19 protein-coding genes and 1 tRNA gene are annotated in these 19,503 nt (G+C 42.5%); 2 read left to right on the forward strand and 18 right to left on the reverse strand.

Features of this window, described 5'->3' with window-relative positions; all coding sequences use genetic code 11:
* Positions 1 to 35: 35 nt before the first annotated feature.
* Entirely contained in the window at positions 36 to 1,946 is a 1,911-nt protein-coding gene (ftsH, locus tag WKT11_RS05640) for an ATP-dependent zinc metalloprotease FtsH (protein WP_117674724.1), read from the reverse strand.
* A 90-nt stretch (positions 1,947 to 2,036) separates the two neighbouring features.
* On the reverse strand, positions 2,037 to 2,189 hold the full coding sequence (locus tag WKT11_RS05645) for a hypothetical protein (protein WP_182474238.1): 153 nt from the start codon (positions 2,187 to 2,189) through the stop codon (positions 2,037 to 2,039).
* Positions 2,190 to 2,226: 37 nt separating this feature from the next.
* On the opposite strand from WKT11_RS05645, the gene WKT11_RS05650 reads away from it, so the two are divergent.
* Positions 2,227 to 2,309, forward strand: a tRNA-Leu gene (locus WKT11_RS05650).
* Between the two features lie 226 nt (positions 2,310 to 2,535).
* Here the strand turns inward: WKT11_RS05650 and WKT11_RS05655 are convergent.
* From WKT11_RS05655 to WKT11_RS05675, 5 genes are all read right to left on the reverse strand, one after another.
* Entirely contained in the window at positions 2,536 to 3,627 is a 1,092-nt protein-coding gene (locus WKT11_RS05655) for a leucine-rich repeat domain-containing protein (protein ID WP_181977656.1), read from the reverse strand.
* A gap of 307 nt (positions 3,628 to 3,934) precedes the next feature.
* Positions 3,935 to 4,150 (reverse strand): hypothetical protein, encoded by a 216-nt coding sequence (locus WKT11_RS05660; RefSeq protein WP_117674722.1) that lies wholly within the window; start codon positions 4,148 to 4,150, stop codon positions 3,935 to 3,937.
* A 214-nt stretch (positions 4,151 to 4,364) separates the two neighbouring features.
* Positions 4,365 to 5,645, reverse strand: coding sequence for a diaminopimelate decarboxylase (locus WKT11_RS05665; protein WP_117674721.1), 1,281 nt, complete (start codon positions 5,643 to 5,645; stop codon positions 4,365 to 4,367).
* Between the two features lie 17 nt (positions 5,646 to 5,662).
* Positions 5,663 to 6,532: a hypothetical protein gene (locus WKT11_RS05670; protein WP_117674720.1), complete on the reverse strand. Its 870-nt coding sequence runs from the start codon at positions 6,530 to 6,532 to the stop codon at positions 5,663 to 5,665.
* 141 nt (positions 6,533 to 6,673) lie between these two features.
* Positions 6,674 to 7,615, reverse strand: a complete 942-nt coding sequence (locus WKT11_RS05675; protein WP_117674719.1) for a magnesium transporter CorA family protein — start codon at positions 7,613 to 7,615, stop codon at positions 6,674 to 6,676.
* 253 nt (positions 7,616 to 7,868) lie between these two features.
* Here WKT11_RS05675 and aroC point away from each other — a divergent pair, with 253 nt between their 5' ends.
* Positions 7,869 to 8,960, forward strand: a complete 1,092-nt coding sequence (gene aroC / locus WKT11_RS05680) for a chorismate synthase (protein WP_117674718.1) — start codon at positions 7,869 to 7,871, stop codon at positions 8,958 to 8,960.
* Between the two features lie 181 nt (positions 8,961 to 9,141).
* Here the strand turns inward: aroC and WKT11_RS05685 are convergent, their stop codons facing one another.
* From WKT11_RS05685 to WKT11_RS05735, 11 genes are all read right to left on the reverse strand, one after another.
* Positions 9,142 to 10,209, reverse strand: a complete 1,068-nt coding sequence (locus WKT11_RS05685; protein WP_117674717.1) for a lactonase family protein — start codon at positions 10,207 to 10,209, stop codon at positions 9,142 to 9,144.
* Between the two features lie 228 nt (positions 10,210 to 10,437).
* Complete coding sequence (gene hemL, locus WKT11_RS05690; RefSeq protein ID WP_117674716.1) at positions 10,438 to 11,712, reverse strand: glutamate-1-semialdehyde 2,1-aminomutase; 1,275 nt, start codon at positions 11,710 to 11,712, stop codon at positions 10,438 to 10,440.
* A complete protein-coding gene (gene hemB, locus WKT11_RS05695; protein ID WP_340283142.1) occupies positions 11,712 to 12,695 on the reverse strand; it encodes a porphobilinogen synthase in 984 nt (327 codons plus the stop codon). The genes hemL and hemB overlap by 1 nt, the downstream gene beginning before the upstream one ends.
* Positions 12,696 to 12,746: 51 nt before the next feature.
* Positions 12,747 to 14,255, reverse strand: coding sequence for a uroporphyrinogen-III C-methyltransferase (gene cobA / locus WKT11_RS05700; RefSeq protein WP_117674714.1), 1,509 nt, complete (start codon positions 14,253 to 14,255; stop codon positions 12,747 to 12,749).
* A gap of 48 nt (positions 14,256 to 14,303) precedes the next feature.
* Positions 14,304 to 15,194 carry a hydroxymethylbilane synthase gene (gene hemC, locus WKT11_RS05705; RefSeq protein WP_117674713.1) on the reverse strand — a complete coding sequence of 297 codons (891 nt, stop codon included), beginning with the start codon at positions 15,192 to 15,194 and terminating at the stop codon, positions 14,304 to 14,306.
* Complete coding sequence (locus WKT11_RS05710; RefSeq protein WP_117674712.1) at positions 15,160 to 15,678, reverse strand: precorrin-2 dehydrogenase/sirohydrochlorin ferrochelatase family protein; 519 nt, start codon at positions 15,676 to 15,678, stop codon at positions 15,160 to 15,162. Before WKT11_RS05710 ends, hemC begins: the two co-directional genes overlap by 35 nt.
* Entirely contained in the window at positions 15,668 to 16,897 is a 1,230-nt protein-coding gene (hemA, locus tag WKT11_RS05715; protein ID WP_117674711.1) for a glutamyl-tRNA reductase, read from the reverse strand. The genes WKT11_RS05710 and hemA overlap by 11 nt, the downstream gene beginning before the upstream one ends.
* A 330-nt stretch (positions 16,898 to 17,227) precedes the next feature.
* Positions 17,228 to 17,443: a hypothetical protein gene (locus WKT11_RS05720; protein ID WP_242986716.1), complete on the reverse strand. Its 216-nt coding sequence runs from the start codon at positions 17,441 to 17,443 to the stop codon at positions 17,228 to 17,230.
* Position 17,444: 1 nt separating this feature from the next.
* Positions 17,445 to 17,600, reverse strand: a complete 156-nt coding sequence (locus WKT11_RS05725; protein ID WP_242986714.1) for a hypothetical protein — start codon at positions 17,598 to 17,600, stop codon at positions 17,445 to 17,447.
* Between the two features lie 99 nt (positions 17,601 to 17,699).
* Positions 17,700 to 18,644: a pyridoxamine kinase gene (locus WKT11_RS05730; RefSeq protein WP_340283146.1), complete on the reverse strand. Its 945-nt coding sequence runs from the start codon at positions 18,642 to 18,644 to the stop codon at positions 17,700 to 17,702.
* 160 nt (positions 18,645 to 18,804) lie between these two features.
* Complete coding sequence (locus WKT11_RS05735) at positions 18,805 to 19,449, reverse strand: precorrin-8X methylmutase (protein ID WP_117674710.1); 645 nt, start codon at positions 19,447 to 19,449, stop codon at positions 18,805 to 18,807.
* Positions 19,450 to 19,503 lie beyond the last annotated feature (54 nt).

Consider the following 19,503-nt stretch of genomic DNA (forward strand, 5'->3'; position numbering starts at 1 on the left):
CTCTCTTTTGTAAAAACTGCATCTGTATTTAATCTTTAGTTTTCAGTATTCTCACTGTTCTCTTCTGATTTTGTCTGAGATTTTTCCAGAACAACTGCTTTCGGAGTTTCCAGAGGAGCATTCAGAATCTTCATAAATTCCTCACCTGTGATTGTCTCATGTTCATAGAGATATTTGGCAAGTTCATGAAGTTTACCGATATTGTCCTGAAGAATCTTCAATGCTTTCTGATGTTCTGTTCTTACAAGTTCTACAACCTTCTTATCCAGAAGTGTCTGTGTCTCAAAAGAACAGCTTAAGCTGGAGTCTCCGCCCAGGTACTGGTTGGTCACGTTCTCCATGGCTACCATGTCGAAGTCTTCACTCATACCATATCTGGAGATCATCGCTCTCGCAAGCTTGGTTGCCTGCTCAATATCATTGGATGCTCCGGTTGTAATTGAATGGAAAATCAATTCCTCTGCGGCACGTCCACCTGTAAAGGTTGCAATCTTATTTGCAAGCTCTTCCTTCGTCATCAGATAATGATCCCCATCATCTACCTGCATGGTATAACCCAGGGCTCCTGATGTACGCGGAATAATCGTAATCTTATGAACCGGCGCAGATTCTGTCTGCTTTGCAGCAACCAGCGCATGTCCGATCTCATGGTAAGCAACGATCAGTTTTTCCTTATTGGAAAGAACTCTGTTCTTCTTCTGATATCCGGCGATAACTACCTCAATGCTCTCTTCAAAGTCAGCCTGTGTGGCAAATTTTCTGCCATCACGTACGGCGCGAAGAGCAGCCTCATTGACAATATTTGCAAGTTCAGCACCGGAAGCTCCTGCAGCTGCTTTCGCAATATCGTCAAAACGTACAGAATCCGCGATCTTAATCTTCTTTGCATGAACTTTAAGGATTTCTTCACGTCCTTTTAAATCAGGAAGCTCAACAGGAATACGTCTGTCAAAACGTCCCGGACGGAGAAGTGCAGGGTCAAGGGAATCCGGTCTGTTCGTTGCAGCCAGGATTACAACACCCTTGGAACCGTCAAAACCATCCATCTCTGTAAGCAGCTGGTTCAGAGTCTGCTCACGTTCATCATTGCCGCCTGTAAATCCGGCACCATCACGTTTCTTACCAATTGTATCAATCTCATCGATAAATACGATACATGGAGCTTTCTCATTTGCCTGTTTGAAGAGGTCACGCACTTTGGCAGCACCCATACCAACAAACATTTCTACGAATTCAGAACCGGAAATAGAGAAGAACGGAACTTCTGCTTCGCCGGCTACTGCCTTCGCAAGAAGTGTCTTACCTGTTCCAGGAGGGCCTACAAGAAGCGCTCCTTTCGGCATGGATGCACCGATTTCTCTGTATTTCTGAGGATTGTGAAGATAGTCTACGATCTCAGTCAGAAGATCTTTCGCTTCATCCTCTCCTGCTACATCTGAAAATTTAATTCCTGTAGATGATTTCACATATACTTTGGCATTACTTTTACCAAATGACATTGCTCCGCCAGGGCCACCACCCATAGAGCTCATCATCTTCTTACTGAGCCATCTTCCAAGAAGGATAAAGATAGCAATCGGCAAGATATATCCTGCCAGCAGACTGATCCAGATAGATGTCTGCTGAGGTGCTGCCGCATCAAATTTCACATTTGCATCATGTAAACGGTCTACAAGGTCAGGATCATTTACCTTAACGGTTCTGAAATAACCCTCCTGATTATCGCTGACATCTGCTACATAATAAATATAATCATCCTGAATCTCTACTGTCTTGACATAACCCTTCTCTACTCCTGTCAGGAAGACACTGTACTCTGTTGTCTGTACCTTTCGTCCCTCAATCGCAGGAAGTAACAGCACATTCAGAAGAATGATAATAATTGCCGCAATGATATAATATACATAAAGCGGTTTTCTGCCTGGTTTTTTATTATCAAGGTTCATCGGCTTTTCCTCCATTCGTTATTGTTATGATGTACCATATCACTTATTTCTTCATTTTTCAAGAAAGGTCGGTTAAATTTCATAAACATTTTAGAAATATCCTGATTTTTTTATCATTATTCTTTCACTATTTGAATTTTTTATCTTAATCAGTAAGTTCTTATCTCTTCTTGCCTTTTCTATATTTTTGCAACCCCAAAATGCCAAAAAATTTTCCAAAAAATCCAAAAACTCTCTTGCCATCTGATTGAAATCGTGTTATTATATTAAACGTTCAAACGCCGGCATGTCGGAATGGCAGACGAGGCAGACTCAAAATCTGTTGTGGGCAACCACGTGTGGGTTCAAGTCCCACTGCCGGCAGTTAAAAAACTGGATTTCTGAGAATCCAGTTTTTTTTATGCCAATATAGGTAAAATCATATCTTTCTCTTGTTTCTGTAAATATACCGGATTCAAGCAACCTCCGCAGGGGACTTACTTGATTTGGTTAAGCATTTGTCTCTGCCCGTCCTTATATTTGCTTTTTATTACACTATTATAGCCAAAAGCTGCAGCTTTGTACATAGCTGCTGCTTCGGATAAAATGTTTAAGATTTTATAAATTTTGTCTTCGGATATACGCTGCTTGCCTTGATCATTTTCTGATATTTAGTAAATAACTTCTTTGGAAGTTTCATCGTGACTGTTTTATTAACAGCGAGGCCTTTCTTTCCAACGTATTCAAGTGCTGTGCTGTTGATCTTAACTGTTTTAACAGCCGGGCACTGATAAAAGGCTTTGGTGTCAATGCGTTTCACGCTTGCGGGAAGTGTGAAATTTTTCAGTTTTGCACATTCTGCAAATGCATTACTTCCGATTTTGGTTACTTTTGTACCAAATCTTATGGTCCTGAGATTTGGACATTGATAGAAAGCCTGTTTTTCAATGGTAGTTACATTATTTCCGAAAATGACGTCTGTAATCTCTTTGTCCGCACTGAATGCACTCTGATCAATCGTCGTTACTTTGTAGGTCTTATCATTGATCGCAACGGTGGACGGAATCTGCACGACATTAAGTGCTGCGCCAAGTCCTGTCACGCTTACTTCTTTTTCATTTAAAATTTTATATCCGAGTCCGCCTATCAGATAGTTGTAGCTTTTTCCCTGATCTGTTAATGGTGCTGCGTTGAACTGGTATCTTACTGGCTGGATAATGTCATTTTTTACCCATGCGTTTTCAATATATTCTTCCCTCTGGAAAAATACATACATATTATATGCGCGTTCTACTTTTGTATAAATTCCTTTTGCAGAACCGATTTCCCATTTTCTGTTGATATTACTTTCCTGAGGTTTAATGGACAAACTCCAGTATAGTGGTATCCATCTGACATCTCCGTTGACAGGATTCATATTCTGTGTACCGGCTCCGATCACATTAAATTTGTAATATGTATTTGGGTAAAAGACGAGTGGTTTCTCAAATCCTTCTACAATACTGTCGTTCGCGCTTACGCTCTTCGTTTCCTCTGTATCGTTTGTCGCATCCTCTCCGGCAGACCACAAATAGTCATAATTATCATCAAAATATTCTTCTCTTTCTGTATCCGTTCCATCTGAAAATTCTGCTGCATTTACTGTAGTAAATGCTCCTGCTGTCAGTACACCTGCCAGGATAATAGCTGCTAGTTTCTTCATCAGGTACTCCTCCTTTTCATACATACTTAGATTACATTTTTCATTTTACTTTCTTTTCCAGCAAATGTCCACTTAGATTTTCTGCGAACTTTGTCGTATTTACCGTTACTGTTCACACGCCACTATCCCGCGAGGTGTTTTGGCATGAGAATGCCAAAATCCCGAGACATACCGCGCGAATTTATGCGAATAGCATAAATTAAGTTTGCGAAGCAAACGATACTCCTTGGGCTTTGCACAAGGAGGTTCATATTTCCTGCATCGCGAAGCGTGTTACTGAGAACGGAGTGAACAGTAACGTATTTACCTATATCTCATCCCTCATATGCCATTCCTGGTCTGCTTCTTTTATGTCTGGTATATTTTTAAATACTTCGCAGTCCTGGTCACATCCATCTTTTATGCATGGACAGACCATCTTTACTTTCTTAAAATGGCCGGGAACTCCCTCATACTGCACAGTCCATAAACCATTATAATGTAACTGCTTACACATTCCTGCTTCATATTCATATTTAATCATAAATTTTTCTTCTCTTTTCCTGCTATTTAAAGGTTACTGTTCACTCCGTGCCCAGTAACCTTTAAAGCTCAAACTTTTTCTATCCAGATGCAAAACGAAAGGCACTGACCATTTTTTCTTACAGATCAGCACCTTTCACTTTATACGCCTTAATTATACGTCTTACTTTATATTATTTGATTTGTACTTCTTCAGTTGAAATAAATATCCGGATTTATTTCATATCTTCCAGAAGTTTCTCATAAATCGGGAAGCAGTCAAATGTTGCAAAGTAATCCTTCGGTGTCTCAGCACGACGAATCATCTCGAATCTTCCATCCTCATGAAGAAGAATCTCAGAAGATTTCAGTTTACCATTATAGTTGTATCCCATTGCAAAACCATGAGCACCTGTGTCATGGATTACAAGCAGATCTCCCATGTCAACCTTCGGCAGGTAACGGTCGATTGCAAATTTATCATTGTTCTCGCAAAGAGAACCTGTTACATCATACATGTGGTCACATGGCTGATCTTCTTTTCCCATAACAGTAATATGATGATAAGCTCCATACATTGCAGGACGCATAAGGTTTACGGCACACGCATCAACACCGATATACTCTTTGTGAGTATGTTTCTCATGGATTGCCTTTGTTACCAGGCAGCCATAAGGTCCCATCATGAAACGTCCCATCTCTGTATAGATTGCGACGTCACCCATTCCGGCCGGAACGAGAACTTCTTCGTATACTTTACGAACGCCTTCACCAATCTCTCTGATATCGTTTGGAGTCTGATCTGGTTTGTAAGCGATTCCGACACCACCGGAAAGGTTGATGAACTTCACATGAGCGCCTGTCTCTTTCTGAAGCTTCACAGCCAGTTCAAACATCTCTTTTGCTAACATCGGATAATACTCATTTGTCACTGTGTTACTTGCAAGGAATGCATGGATACCGAATTCCTCAGCACCTTTTTCTTTCAGAATCTTGAATGCCTCAAAGATCTGCTCAGTAGTCATACCATATTTCGCGTCTCCAGGATTATCCATGATATCGTTGCTGATCTTGAATACTCCGCCCGGATTGTAACGACAGCTGATCACTTTCGGAATATATCCTACCGCTTTCTCTACGCTCTCGATATGTGTGATATCATCAAGGTTGATGATTCCACCGATCTCATTTGCATATTTAAACTCTTCTTCCGGTGTATCATTTGAAGAGAACATGATGTCTCCTTCTTTGCATCCGATTGCTTTGGACATCATCAGCTCTGTCATGGAAGAACAGTCACATCCACATCCATACTCCTGAAGAATTTTGATCAGAAATGGGTTTGGAGTTGCTTTTACAGCGAAGAACTCTTTGAAACCTTTGTTCCATGCAAATGCTTCTTTTACTGCTTTTGCGTTGTCACGAATACCTTTTTCATCATAAAGATGGAAAGGGGTTGGAAACTGTGCTGTGATTTCCTGGAGTTTATCCAGGGTGACAAATGGTACTTTTTTCATAATAATCTTCTCTCCTCTTACTTCTTGTGTATATGTGTATATAAGTGATCCTGACAGTACTCATAATTTCCATTACATTTAGAACAGAAACGGAATTCCAGATTTGGATCATCTTTCTCTGTACGTCCACAGACTGCACATTTATGCTTCGTCACTCCCTGTGTATTACCAGGGAAAGGAACAGTCTTACTTTCTCCCATCGCTCTCTTAAACTGATTTCTCCGGTGGATTTCCTTCGGATTATATCGGTTAAGATTTCTTGTTCCCAGGAAGAAAATAATAAAGTTCAGTAAGGATGCAACGATTGGCAGAGCCATAAACCATGCTCCGTTCATAACATAGCTTACAACGTTCCATCCAACAATCAGGACATAAAAAAGTGCCATCCATTTCATTTTTATAGGAATCACAAAATATAACAAGATCTTCATCTCCGGATATGTCATCGCATATGCCAAAAAAACGGATAAACTAATATAATAAGTTGTAAATGGCTGACCATTTAAAACATCCGAAACTCCTCCTGTAATAAAATACAATATAAATGCCGAAATTACAGTAAATAGTATTCCCGATAAAATATATAATGTAAATTTAAAAGAGCCCCATGTATGTTCCAAAGAACTACTTACAGGATAATAGAAGCACACAATTACTATAATAAATAAAAATAAATTCGTTGTTGTTGGCGGATAAATTACCCACGTTATCAATCTCCATATCTGTCCATGTAAAATTTGAGTCACATTCAAAGTAAGCATAGACAACAATTCTGGATTCAAAAACATCAGCGCATATCCCAGCACATAACTTACAATAATATATATCGTAAGATTCTCAATCCCGCGATTTCCAAATTTGCGTTCCAGTTTGTCAATAAATTTCATAAGTCTCCTTTACTAAATGAAGCGAAGCTCTCCTTCGCTTTACTCTGTCCATGACCAGTCTGCCGCTTAAGCCAAACCAATCATGTGTTACCGACACCTTTATTCTCAGTGGCAATAAAGTTTCTACAGTATACAGTAAAATCAGAAAAACTTCTTCTTGGAAAGAAATGCCCCTGCAATGATGCTCACCACAACAGAAAGGATGATAATAAGTAAAAATCCCCATGGTGTCTTGGAAAGCGGCATTCCCGCTGCACTTACGTTCATTCCATAGGCACTGAAAACAATAGTCGGTATACTCATAACGATTGTAATCAAAGCCAGTGCTTTCATAACGATGTTCAGATTATTTGAGATTACAGAAGCAAAGGTTCCCATCATACTGCTTAGAATCCCGCTGTAAATGTTCGCCATCTCAATCGCCTGCTTATTCTCAACGATAACATCCTCCAGAAGTTCTGTATCCTCCGGATATTTCTTGATACTCTCCACTTTCAGGAGTTTCTCAAGCACCATTTCATTTGATTTTAGAGAGGTTGTAAAATATACCAGTGATTTCTCCAGTTCCAGAAGTTCCATTAACTCCTGATTTCTCGTAGACAGATGAAGTTTCTCCTCGATCTGCTCGCTCTTCTTATCTATAATACGCAGATATCTCAGATACATACTGGCATTACGGTACAAAATCTGCAGGATAAATCTTGTCTTCATATAAGTAAAGAAATTTCTGACCCTGCCTTCCATAAATCTGGTAAGCACCTGTGTATCTTCCAGACATATAGTAAAAATCATCTTCTGCGTTACTATAATACCAAGAGGGATGGTCACATACCAGTCCTTCTCATTACGCTCTTCAATAGTAGGTACATCTGCAAGGATAAGGGTGTAATTGTCCTCCACTTCAATACGGGAACGTTCCTCCTCATCCAAAGGCGCGCGCAAATCGTCTACCTCTATCCCAAACTGCTCGGAAATTTCAAAAATCTCTGTTGCTGTAGGATTCGTCAGTGCAATCCAGCATCCCTCCTGTGATTCCTGTATTTCATGGATTGAGCCATCGATTGTCTTAAAAATCCTTACCACGATCCACACTTCCCTTCTTCTCTCGATTTCCCCTCATCATATAAGCTGCTCCTCATCCTGTATACGGCAGCCTATATAAACTCTCTGTTTTGTACAAAGATTCAACATCCATTATAATTTGAACATGAATTTTTGTCAATTCCAATGCTTTCGGTTTACAAAACTTTTACACTTCGCTATAATAAAGTCATATGTGTACTTCAAACATGTACACACTATATAAAAAGTGATAGCAAGAAAGGACTTAAAACATATGAGCCAGTCATCATTTGGAAATAAATTCAAGGTAACTACCTGGGGAGAATCACATGGAAAAGCCCTCGGCGCTGTTGTAGACGGATGCCCTGCCGGACTGTCCCTCTGTGAAGAGGATATCCAGGTCTTCCTCGACAGAAGAAAGCCAGGACAGAGTAAGTACACCACTGCCCGCAAAGAGGGAGACCTCGTAGAGATCCTCTCCGGCGTTTTCGAGGGCAAAACAACCGGTACTCCTATCTCTTTGATGGTAAGAAACACAGACCAGCGTTCCAGAGATTATGGTAATATCGCTTACTCCTACCGTCCGGGACACGCTGACTATACTTTCGATCAGAAATACGGATTCCGCGATTACAGAGGTGGCGGTCGTTCTTCCGGACGTGAAACTATCGGAAGAGTCGCAGCAGGTGCTATCGCTTCCAAAATTTTATGCGAACTTGGCATCTCCATCTGCACCTACACCAAATCCATCGGACCTGTAGAAATCACAACATTTGATAAAGAAGAGATAAATAACAACGCATTCTATATGCCGGATGCCCTGGCAGCTGCCAAAGCAGGTGAATATCTGGAAGAATGTATGAAAAATCAGGACAGCGCCGGCGGTGTGATCGAATGCCGCATCAGCGGTACTCCTGCCGGACTCGGCGACCCTGTCTTTGACAAACTCAATGCCGTACTTGCACATGCTTTAATGTCTATCGGAGCTGTCAAAGCCGTAGAAGTCGGTGATGGCATTGCCGTAACCTCCCTGAAAGGCTCTACTGATAATGATGGTTTCACAGTCAAAGATGGAGAAATCGTCAAAACTTCCAACCATGCCGGTGGCATCATGGGCGGTATCAGCGACGGAAGCGAAATCATTCTCCGTGTTCACATTAAACCAACTCCGTCCATCAGCCAGCCACAGCAGACTGTCACCAAAGACAAAGAGCCACTTTCCATGGAAATCCACGGTCGCCACGATCCCGTTATTGTTCCAAGAGCCGTTGTTGTCGTAGAATCCATGGCTGCAATCACACTTGCAGACGCACTCTTCGCCAACATGAGTTCACAGATGGATAAAGTGCGCGACTTTTACCTGTAAATATTGGCAGCTGTTCAATAAGCAGCCATCCCTCAAAATGTTCAAACATAAAATTACAGAGCATATAAAATCCCCTGCGTTAATTACTTATCACCTTTTGTAATTAATGCAGGGGATTTTTCATACTCTAAGTCAATCGGATATTCGCAATCCGCTTTCGCTACTTGCTCATAAGTTCTATTTATTCTTCCGGTACCGGCCAGATACGGATACTGTTCGGTTCTGAAACTTTTAAAGGTTTTCCGTTCATTACAATAATATTCTTCTCATAATCCACTGTAAAAATAGTAATAGTATTACTTACATGATTTATAGCAGCCAGATGCTTATCATCCGGGAAGAGTACCAGGTCTTTCGGATACTCACCACTAATCGGAAGTGTAAACTTTCTGGTAAGCAGTCCTGTCTCTTCATCTCTCTCAAACATAGATACGGTATCCTCACCTGCTGTTGTGCAGAACAGATGCTTTCCATCATTTGCAAGGGACAGACCTGATGCAGCATTATGTGTATCGTGAGAATCCTTCTTTATACTTGTCTCAATACTCTGAATCAGTTCAAACTCCGGTGACTTACCGCTTCCATCATATTTATAAGTCTTGATCTCATTTGTAAGTTCAAAAAGAATATAAGCAAACTTGCCATCATCACTGAAACGGATGATACGCGGACCACTCTCTCTCGGACATCTTAAGATATCCACCAGTTCAAGCTTATCACGCATTTTATTGATACGATAAATCTTCACCTGATCAATTCCGTTATCAACTGCGCACAGATATTTATTATCCGGTGTCGGACGCACACAGTTTACATGCGGACGGAAGTTACGCTCTGCAACACTTCCAAGTCCCTTATGAAATACACCATCCATCAGGCTTCCAAGTCTTCCGTCCTTATGAGTATGTACAACGGTCACCTTACCGTCATGGTATCCGGCAACATAAAGATATCTGCCATCCACATCAGTGGAAAGGAAACATCCTCTCATTCCATCAATATTCACACTGTTGATACGTGACAGATCACCATTCTTATCACGTTCAAACACTGCAACACCCTCATCCTCGATAGAATAGAGATACTTGCCATTCTTTGAAACAGCCGTGTGGGATGCGTTACTTACTTCAACACTGCTGCGCTCTGTAAGAGTACCATTCTCCACATCAACATCATATACATGAATCCCCTGTCTGGAAGAGCCATGTGTATAAGAACCCACATAAGCTACATATTTTTTCTCACTCATAATGTTCGTCCTCCTGCTGTCCTTCTAATACATCAAAAATCAGTCAACTATTCACGATGTACTCATCTATTGCCCGTTACTCTGGCCGGCACTGCCATATGATGTCGATATTATAGCACATTTTGCCAATACTCACAAGACAACCCACCCCATTTTTATGTATTTTTCCAAATCCAAAGAAAAAAGGCCGTCATCTCCCCTTCGAAAGATAGCAGCCATTTAATCCCATTATTTAAAATAATTCTTAACCGCTTCCAGCGTCTTATCAATAATCTCATCTGTATGAGCCGTAGAAAGGAACATAGCCTCAAACTGAGACGGTGCCAGATGAATCCCCTGTGCCAGCATTCCCTTGAAATATTCAGAAAACGCCTTCGTATCCGCACTCTTCGCAGAAGTATAATCCACAACCTCCTGCTCAGTAAAGAACAGACTACCCAGAGAAGAAACATGGTTCACATGATAAGGAAGATCTTTCTCTGCCAGGATCTTCTCCATACCGCTGTAAAGTCTCTCACCCTTCTTTTCCAGTTCCTTATAAACTTCCTGATGCTCATAGAGATATTTCAGCTGAGTCAGTCCCGCAGCCATGGCGATCGGATTACCACTTAAAGTACCGGCCTGGTAAACCTTACCAACAGGAGAAACCAGTTCCATGATTTCTCTTCTTCCACCATAAGCGCCAACAGGCATACCTGCTCCGATGATCTTACCATAAGTAACCAGATCCGGTGTCACCCCGAAATACTCTGCCGCTCCGCCAAAAGCCAGACGGAAACCAGTGATAACTTCATCAAAGATCAGAAGTGCGCCATACTCATCACAGAGCTTTCTCAGTCCCTCCAGGAAACCTTTCTTCGGAGGAACCACACCCATGTTAGCGCCAACAGCCTCAACAATAACAGCTGCTGTCTGGCCATCAGCCTGTTCCATCAGTGCACGAACGCTGTCCAGATCATTATAAACTGCTGTCATGGTATCCTCTGTGCAACCTTTCGGTACACCTGCGCTGTCAGGAACACCACTTGTCATCACACCTGAACCTGCACTTACCAGCATTGCGTCACTATGTCCATGATAACATCCTGCAAATTTGATGATCTTATTCTTTCCCGTAAAGCCTCTCGCAACACGAACAGCACTCATAACAGCTTCTGTTCCGGAGTTAACCATACGTACCATGTCCACATGCGGAATATGATCACAGATAAATTCTGCCATCTCCACTTCAATAGCAGTCGCACATCCAAAGCTTAAGCCCTTCTCGCAGGCCTTCAGCACACTTTCCTTTACTGCCGGAAAGTTATGTCCAAGGATCATCGGTCCCCAGGAATCAATATAGTCCACATATTCATTGCCTTCTACATCATAAATATAGCAGCCATCTGCGCGGTCAATAAATCTTGGTGCCATACCGATTGCACCGTAGGCACGAACCGGGCTGTTTACTCCTCCCGGAATCACCTTCACCGCTCTGTCAAATAATTCTTCTGAAGTTCCCATTAGCCGATTCTCCCTTCATCCATACACTTGGCAAGTTCTTTTGCATAATAAGTCAGATAAATCTGCGCACCTGCACGATAAGCACTTACAGCCATCTCGCACATGATACGTTCCTCATCGATCCAGTCCATCTTTGCAGCGGCTTTTACCATTGCATATTCACCACTTACACTGTACGCTGCAACCGGCACGTTCACTGCCTTGGATACTTCTGAAACCATATCCAGATAAGACATTGCAGGTTTTACCATAATGATATCTGCGCCTTCTTCTACGTCAGTCAGAGCCTCTTTCATTCCCTCTCTTCTGTTGTGGAAATCCATCTGATAGCTCTTTCTGTCACCAAAGGATGGGGCTGATCCTGCTGCATCACGAAATGGTCCGTAGAAAGCAGACGCATATTTTACTGCATAAGACATGATCGGTGCTTCATAATGTCCGTTTGCATCAAGAGCTTCGCGGATTGCGCGAACACGTCCGTCCATCATGTCAGACGGTGCTATCATGTCTGCACCGGCCTCTATATGAGAAACGGCAGTCTTGGCAAGTAATTCCAATGTTGCATCATTGTCTACATCATGACCGCAGAGTACTCCGCAGTGACCATGGGAAGTATACTCGCACATACATACATCAGTGATATAGTACATATCCGGGAACTGTTTTTTTGCTTCTCTTAAAGCTTTCTGTACGATTCCGTTCGGATCATATGCACCGCTTCCCACTTCATCTTTGTGATCTGGAATTCCAAACAGCATAACACTGTTTACACCAGCCTTCTGCAAGCGTTCCAGTTCAAAAGGAAGACGGTCTATGCTGTAACGGAACTGTCCTTCCATAGATGGAATTTCTTCTTCAATTCCTGTTCCTTCTTTTACAAACAACGGATAGATAAGGGAAGACTTGTCCATTCTTGTTTCTCTTACCATTTTTCTTAAGTTTTCACTGCCTCTTAATCTTCTTGGTCTCTGAATTAAATCCATGTCTTTTTGCTCCTTTTTACATCTAAATCCATAAATTGGAATTTCTACTTATCAGCAAATTTCCAGTTTCATTTGCTCTACTAATTCAATCAGACTCTCAATCGTCGCCTTTTCAGCCATTCGGGTCTGCATGCCATATGCATCTGCCGCAGCTTTCGTCTGTTTTCCGATACATGCAGCTTTTACTTTTGTATAATCAAGACCAGGAGTGCCTTCCACAAAACCTTTTACGGTAGAAGCACTGGTAAATACCACACAGTCCACACTTCCGGTCTCAAATTCTTTCTTCTCATCGATCAGTCTGCTCTTCTCATAGCGGGTCGTATAAGTAGCAATATCATCTACTTTTGCGCCGGTTTCTTCCAGCAGACTGGTCAGTTTCTTATTTCCGGCTTCTGCCCTTGGAATCAGAATATTCTCATTCCCCTGCAGTTCCTTCGCAAGTTCTGCTCCAAGCGTATCCCCATCGTATACGCTCGGCACAAAGTCCGCCATCAGATGGTGTTCTTTAAGCTTTTTCTTCGTTCCTTCACCGATCACTGCGATCTTCGCCTGACCAATACTTCGCACATCCACCTCTTTTTTATCCATCTCATCAAAAAAGATTTCCACACCGGCCGGACTTGTGAAGATGATCCACTGATACGTCTGGATTTTCTCAAATGTCTCGTATAATCTGCTGTTATCTTCTACCGGTACTGTACAGATTGACGGCAGTTCCAGCACCTCCGCGCCCCTTTTGCGAAGAAGATCAGCGGTCTTTGAGATATGCTGTCTTGGTCTTGTCACCAGGACTTTCCAGCCTGCCAGCGGAAGTTTCTCATACCAGGCAAATTTATCTGCCAGAGAGCATACCTTTCCGACAACAATAATCGCAGGTGTCTCAATTCCCTGTCTGTCCACTTCTGCTTTCAGAGTACCGACTGTAGCTACCACACGTTTCTGTCCTGCCGTAGTTCCTTTCTGAAGGACTGCTGCCGGCATATCCGGATCCATACCCCCTGCAAGAAGTCCGCTGCAGATATCTTCCAGTGCGGCAATTCCCATCAGGAAAACCAGCGTTCCTTTTGTCTGTGTCAGCGCCTTAAAATCAATATCATACTCCTGTCCTGCACGTTTATGTCCTGTAATGATATGCAGGGAAGAGCAGAAATCTCTGTGCGTCACAGGAATTCCGTTATACGCCGGAACAGAAATCGGAGAAGTCACTCCCGGTACAATCTCATACGGGATTCCATTCTCAGAAAGAAGTTCCAGTTCCTCACCGCCTCTGCCAAAAAGGAATGGATCTCCACCTTTAAGTCTTACTACTTTATTTCCTTTTTGAGCCTCTTCCAGAAGGACTTTATTGATATCCTCCTGCACCATGGTGTGATGGCTTGCTCTTTTTCCCACGTTGATCAGTCTTGCGTGCTCCGGAATTCTTGCCAGAACGCCTTCGCCAACCAGACTGTCATATACTACCACATCTGCCTGCTGCAAAACCGCTTCGCCCTTTAATGTAAAAAGGCCGATATCTCCCGGTCCTGCACCAACCAGCCAAACTTTGCCAGATGTCATTTGTTTTCTCCTTATTATCACCTGATATACCAAGCTATTTTATATCAGTTATTTACTTTCGCAATCAAACTTCAACTGTTTTGCAAGAGCAATTCCCAGTTCAGTGCCTTTCCCTGCAGAACCTTTTATCTGCCCTGTAAGCCACTTTCCTGTCGCTTCGCTATAATATAATCCACGGATAAAGATCTCATCTCCACTTACCTCTGCAAACGCGGCTACCGGTGAAGAACATCCTCCGTCCAGATATTTTACATAGGCACGCTCTGCACTTCCTGCCATCCATGCATTTCTGTCGCAATATCCTTTCAGATAAGAATAGTCCTGATCCTTTCGTCCCTGCACCGCCAGAATTCCCTGTCCGGCTGCCGGGATCATTTCATCCGGTGTAAAATATCGGTTGATTCTTGCCTCCAGGCCCAGACGTTTCAACCCCGCCGCAGCCAGAATCAGTCCGGAATACTCTCCCTCATCCAGCTTGCGCAGTCTTGTCTGTAGATTTCCGCGAATACTCTTTACTTCCATCTCCGGATATAATTTCTTTAACTGAAGAGTTCTTCTTAAACTGGAACATCCCAGCGGTTTCTCAGGATTCAGTTCTGTGACACCCTCCGGAAGTACCAGCACATCCCTTGGATCTTCTCTCTTTGAAAAAGCCAGCAGCGGAAGTTCCTCAGGTACTTCCATCGGCATATCCTTCAGGCTGTGCACAGAAAGATTACTTCTGCCATCCATCAGTGCTCTGTCCAGTTCTTTTACAAACAATCCCTTGCCGCCTACTTTATCCAGGGTACGGTCAAGAATAATATCTCCTGTCGTTTTCATAGTCAGAATATCCACCGTTATCTCAGGACTGTTATTCTCTTCTATGTAACTTTTTACCATTTCACTCTGTAAAACTGCAAGTTTACTCTCTCTGCTTCCAATGATCACCTTCGTCATCATTCTCCTCCTCATCTTCCCGCGCGACTTTCTCCAATGCATCCTGGATTTCTTCCCTTATCCTGCGCGCTTTCTTATGGTCAAGACCGCTGGCCGTAATTCCGACCACCAGTCCTTCCTGCATATAGATTCCCGGAAAATAAAAATCACACTGCTCTCTGTCACTGGCTACATTTACATAAATCCCTTCCTGTCGGCAGATTCTATGTATCTCATCATTCAGTTTTCTGTCATTTGTGGCAGCGATCACCATATATGCCATCGCAAAATCAGATCGCTTCACCGGACGTGTGAGCAGTTCCACATAGCCAGCTTTACTAAGTTCCATCATCTCCATGGTAACCTTCGGTGCAATGACTCTGATATTTCTGGTAAATGACAGCAGTGTTTTTACCCTGCGGGTTGCGATATTTCCGCCTCCCACCACCACGATATTCTTATCCGATAAATCTATAAACATTGGAAAATAAGGCTTATTCTTCATATATTTTCTCCAGTCCTGCAACACACTCCAGAAAAGCTTCCTGATTCAGACTGTCCCGTAAGCCAAAAATCAGCTTATTTACTACTTTTCCGGCGGCGGTATCTACTGCCTGCACCAGGTTCTGTCTGTCATCCTCTTCCATTGGTGTTTTCTTCAATATCTTCGCAATTCTGAGATTCAGGTCATTTACTGCCTCTTCTTTGATCTCCTGAATTCTCGGAATCAGGTCTCTTCCATCCAGCCATTGGAAAAACTCATCCATCTGTTCTCTTACAATTGCACCTGCCGCCTCCAGATTCTCCTGAAGTTCTGCCGGAATCTCTTCAATACGGAAACTATCCATATCGTAAAGTGTGATTCCCTGAATCTTTCCAATAGATGGCTCAATATCTCTTGGAACTGCCAGATCGATCAGAATCAGTTCATCTTTCATCTGAAGATTCTGAAACAGTTCTTCTCTTAATGTAAAATTCGGGCTCGCAGTCGCACTTACCACCAGATCACACTGCGGCACATATTTCATTCTCTCTCCGTAATTAATACGTTTGCAGCCCAGCGGAATATTTACCACACCGCTTCTGTACTGGCGAATTGTTACTGTCACATCAGCACCCGCTTCTCTCAAAGCCTGTGCAGCTACTTTTCCCATCTCTCCGTTTCCAATAACCATGCAGGTCTTGTCCTTAAGAGAATACCCCTTCTGGGCCAGGAATCCGATTGCCTGATGGATTACTGACGGGTTTCCATGGGAAAAGGGAACTTCTGTCTTGATTCTCTTTCCTGCTGTAACGGCCATTCTGAACAGAACTTCCAAAACCCCGTCTGCCGCAAAATTCTCTCTTGCCAGATTCAATGCATCCTTTACCTGTGTAAGGATCTGATCCTCCCCGATAATCTGGGATTTCAGTCCGCTTGTAAGATAAAAAAGATGTTCGACTGCCTCTTTGTCTTTTCGTTCCACAAAATATTCTCTATAAGAATCTTCTGTGATTCCTTTTAACTGACAGAGACAGTCGTAAAGACAGACTTCCTCGTCATCATCCACACTTGCCCAGACTTCCAGGCGGTTACAGGTTGAAAGGATCACACATCCGTAAATTCCTTTGTGGTTCTTTATTTTTTCCATGGCTTCACCGGCATTTTTCTTTGTAAATGCGAAATGCGCACGTATATCTACCGGTGCCATATTATGATCTATTCCAATCATGGAAATACTCATAATTTCTACTTCTCCTTCGTATCTCCTATTTTCGTCCAAAAATATCATAAACATTTCCTGCGAAGATGTCAATTACAAACACACGAAAAGCGCCCGAAATGAGCACTTATGGTTACTGTTCACTCCGTTCTCAGTAACACGCTTCGCGATGCACAGAATTTATTCTAATCTCATAAATTCGCGCGGTATGTCTCGGGATTTTGGCATTTTCATGCCAAAACACCTCGCGGGATAGTGGCGTGTGAACAGTAACCATTTATGCTATACGCTCATTCGGACGTTTTTTGCTTTGCTACCTGATATCTGTATACAGGATGCTCCTGCAATATCTCACGGTGAATATTTTCTTACTCTTAACGGAATTCCATTCTGCGCAGCCAAAATCTTACTCTGCGCTACCTTTTCCTCCCCGATCACGTCTACAACTGTAAATCGTACATCGTCGATGTACTGTTTGCAATCTCTTGCAATTTTCAGCATGGCGTCAAAGGGCTTCTCTCCGTATGCCGGTCGGACCACCTCATTGTAAGAAGCTGCATCCGGCATGTTAAGACTGATAGATAACTTCCTTTGCCGTGGAACGGTTATGAAAGATATAAGTGGTCATCAGCGTGGTAAGAGCCGCCATTACAGCTGTTGCCGTAATTTTCTTTACTGTACTTGCAGTCTGTACATTCTGTTTTGTTGTTGTTACTTCTGACATAATAACTCCTCCTCGTTATGTCTTTTTAACTGTGTTTTATGAATTTTCTGTCAATCAGGCTGATAAAAATATCCACCTGGTATTCATCCCCAAAAACAGCTACAGCATTTTTAAGTATTTTTCAAAACAGACACCGTCATTTCTGTCGGTTCCTTCCAGTACCGCATCATGAATGGCTCCGGCAAGGAATGCGATTGCTTTCTGCACACATTCCTTCATGGAAATTCCTTTTACCATTCCTGCGCTGAGCACGGATGCAAACAGGTCTCCGGTTCCGGAATAGCTTCCGCCTTCTTTTATGGAAAAATACCAGTCTGCTTCATTTTCCTCTATTACCAGATTACCCATTTTCACACTGCCATCACCGCACACTACATCCACTCCGGTGATAACAATCGATTTTAATCCAAAACGGTCTGCCAGCTCTCTGCCGGATTTCTCTGTTTCTTTCAGCTGCTGTGTCTCGTCCATCTGAGAAAAAAGTTCCATTTTCTCTTTCATGCCCTGTTCTCCGTACAAAAGCAACAGTGCTTCTGTAAGATTCGGAGTAATTACTGTCGCATGCTGAACCAGAATCCTCATCTTCTCGCAAAGTTCTTCGGAATATGTCCTGTAAATATTTCCTCCATCGCCCATTACAGGATCTATCAGGATATGTGTCTCATCCGTACAGAACATATCTGTAAATTTTAAAATCACATCTACCTGTCTGGCATCTGCCAGAAACCCTGTATATACACCATCCGGTTTAAAACCCATTTTCTTCCATTCGTCCATGATCAGTTGCATCCGGTCTGTATAATCATCCCAGAAATAAGAACCGTATCCGGTCTGGTTGCTCAGAACTGCTGTAGGCAATGGACAGGCCTGCACTCCCATAGCAGAAATCACCGGTATTGCCGCTGTCAGGGAACATTTTCCCATTCCGGACAGATCATGAATGACTGCAATCTTCTTCAATTTATCAGTACCTCTTGCTTTCTTAATAAGTCTGTCATCAGCCTGAAACATCTGAATTCTTATTCTTCCAGATGTGATTTTCATTCTAACCTTATTAATATAGCATTGGATTCTATATCTGGATATATCCAGTTTTGTATTTTTTTTAGAGGTCAGTTTTATGTCAGATATAATATAAAATAAACTCAAATCCATCGGATATCTGTGATTCACTTCAATTACCTGTCCATAACAGGTAACCGGGTTAATATCCTCTGTTATTATCGATCATATAAAGTAATGCATTACAGATACATGCCGCGATATTGCTTCCGCCTTTCCTTCCTCTTGCCACAATATACGGAACGTCTGCCTGCATGATCAGTTCCTTTGACTGTACCACATTTACAAAACCTACCGGCACGCCAATAATGAGTTCCGGATTCAGTTTGCCATCCTCGATCAGTTCATAAAGACGTACCAGTGCTGTCGGGGCGTTTCCAATAGCAAAGATCAGTTTCTTTCCCATCGCTGCTGCTTTATCCATGCTGGCAGTTGCCCTTGTTGTTCCATTGGCTTTTGCTGTCGCTGCCACATCTTCATCCGAAATAAAGCAGAATACCTCTCCACCATAACGGGAAAGAACTCTTTTATTGATTCCGGATTCCGCCATATGTGTGTCTGTCACAATGCAGGCTCCCTCTTTAATCGCCGCGATAGCTTTCTGTACTGCATCCTCAGAAAAGCAAAGATTCTTTGCATAATCAAAGTCTGCACTTGTATGAATGCATCTCTTTACGATCAGTTCCGTTCCGGGAATCAATTCTGTATCTCCCAGCTCCTCTGTAATGATCTCAAAGCTACGCTTCTCTATATCCATCGGTTTTACATTTTCCAGCTCTACTTTCATTTTATACCTCCAAAATCTGCTCGAGCAGATAATATCATCCGCTTTCGCTTCATA

The sequence above is a fragment of the Blautia sp. HCN-1074 genome (genome assembly GCF_037890165.1).
Classification (GTDB): Bacteria; Bacillota; Clostridia; order Lachnospirales; family Lachnospiraceae; genus Blautia_A.

What these genes read in the sequence shown, in the direction of transcription:
- ftsH (WP_117674724.1), bottom strand. Translation starts at nt 1,946, where the DNA reads ATGAACCTTGATAATAAAAAACCAGGCAGAAAACCGCTTTATGTATAT.
- WKT11_RS05645 (WP_182474238.1), bottom strand. Translation starts at nt 2,189, where the DNA reads ATGGCAAGAGAGTTTTTGGATTTTTTGGAAAATTTTTTGGCATTTTGG.
- WKT11_RS05655 (WP_181977656.1), bottom strand. Translation starts at nt 3,627, where the DNA reads ATGAAGAAACTAGCAGCTATTATCCTGGCAGGTGTACTGACAGCAGGA.
- WKT11_RS05660 (WP_117674722.1), bottom strand. Translation starts at nt 4,150, where the DNA reads ATGATTAAATATGAATATGAAGCAGGAATGTGTAAGCAGTTACATTAT.
- WKT11_RS05665 (WP_117674721.1), bottom strand. Translation starts at nt 5,645, where the DNA reads ATGAAAAAAGTACCATTTGTCACCCTGGATAAACTCCAGGAAATCACA.
- WKT11_RS05670 (WP_117674720.1), bottom strand. Translation starts at nt 6,532, where the DNA reads ATGAAATTTATTGACAAACTGGAACGCAAATTTGGAAATCGCGGGATT.
- aroC (WP_117674718.1), top strand. Translation starts at nt 7,869, where the DNA reads ATGAGCCAGTCATCATTTGGAAATAAATTCAAGGTAACTACCTGGGGA.
- WKT11_RS05685 (WP_117674717.1), bottom strand. Translation starts at nt 10,209, where the DNA reads ATGAGTGAGAAAAAATATGTAGCTTATGTGGGTTCTTATACACATGGC.
- hemL (WP_117674716.1), bottom strand. Translation starts at nt 11,712, where the DNA reads ATGGGAACTTCAGAAGAATTATTTGACAGAGCGGTGAAGGTGATTCCG.
- hemB (WP_340283142.1), bottom strand. Translation starts at nt 12,695, where the DNA reads ATGGATTTAATTCAGAGACCAAGAAGATTAAGAGGCAGTGAAAACTTA.
- cobA (WP_117674714.1), bottom strand. Translation starts at nt 14,255, where the DNA reads ATGACATCTGGCAAAGTTTGGCTGGTTGGTGCAGGACCGGGAGATATC.
- hemC (WP_117674713.1), bottom strand. Translation starts at nt 15,194, where the DNA reads ATGACGAAGGTGATCATTGGAAGCAGAGAGAGTAAACTTGCAGTTTTA.
- WKT11_RS05710 (WP_117674712.1), bottom strand. Translation starts at nt 15,678, where the DNA reads ATGAAGAATAAGCCTTATTTTCCAATGTTTATAGATTTATCGGATAAG.
- hemA (WP_117674711.1), bottom strand. Translation starts at nt 16,897, where the DNA reads ATGAGTATTTCCATGATTGGAATAGATCATAATATGGCACCGGTAGAT.
- WKT11_RS05720 (WP_242986716.1), bottom strand. Translation starts at nt 17,443, where the DNA reads ATGCCGGATGCAGCTTCTTACAATGAGGTGGTCCGACCGGCATACGGA.
- WKT11_RS05725 (WP_242986714.1), bottom strand. Translation starts at nt 17,600, where the DNA reads ATGTCAGAAGTAACAACAACAAAACAGAATGTACAGACTGCAAGTACA.
- WKT11_RS05730 (WP_340283146.1), bottom strand. Translation starts at nt 18,644, where the DNA reads ATGAAAATCACATCTGGAAGAATAAGAATTCAGATGTTTCAGGCTGAT.
- WKT11_RS05735 (WP_117674710.1), bottom strand. Translation starts at nt 19,449, where the DNA reads ATGAAAGTAGAGCTGGAAAATGTAAAACCGATGGATATAGAGAAGCGT.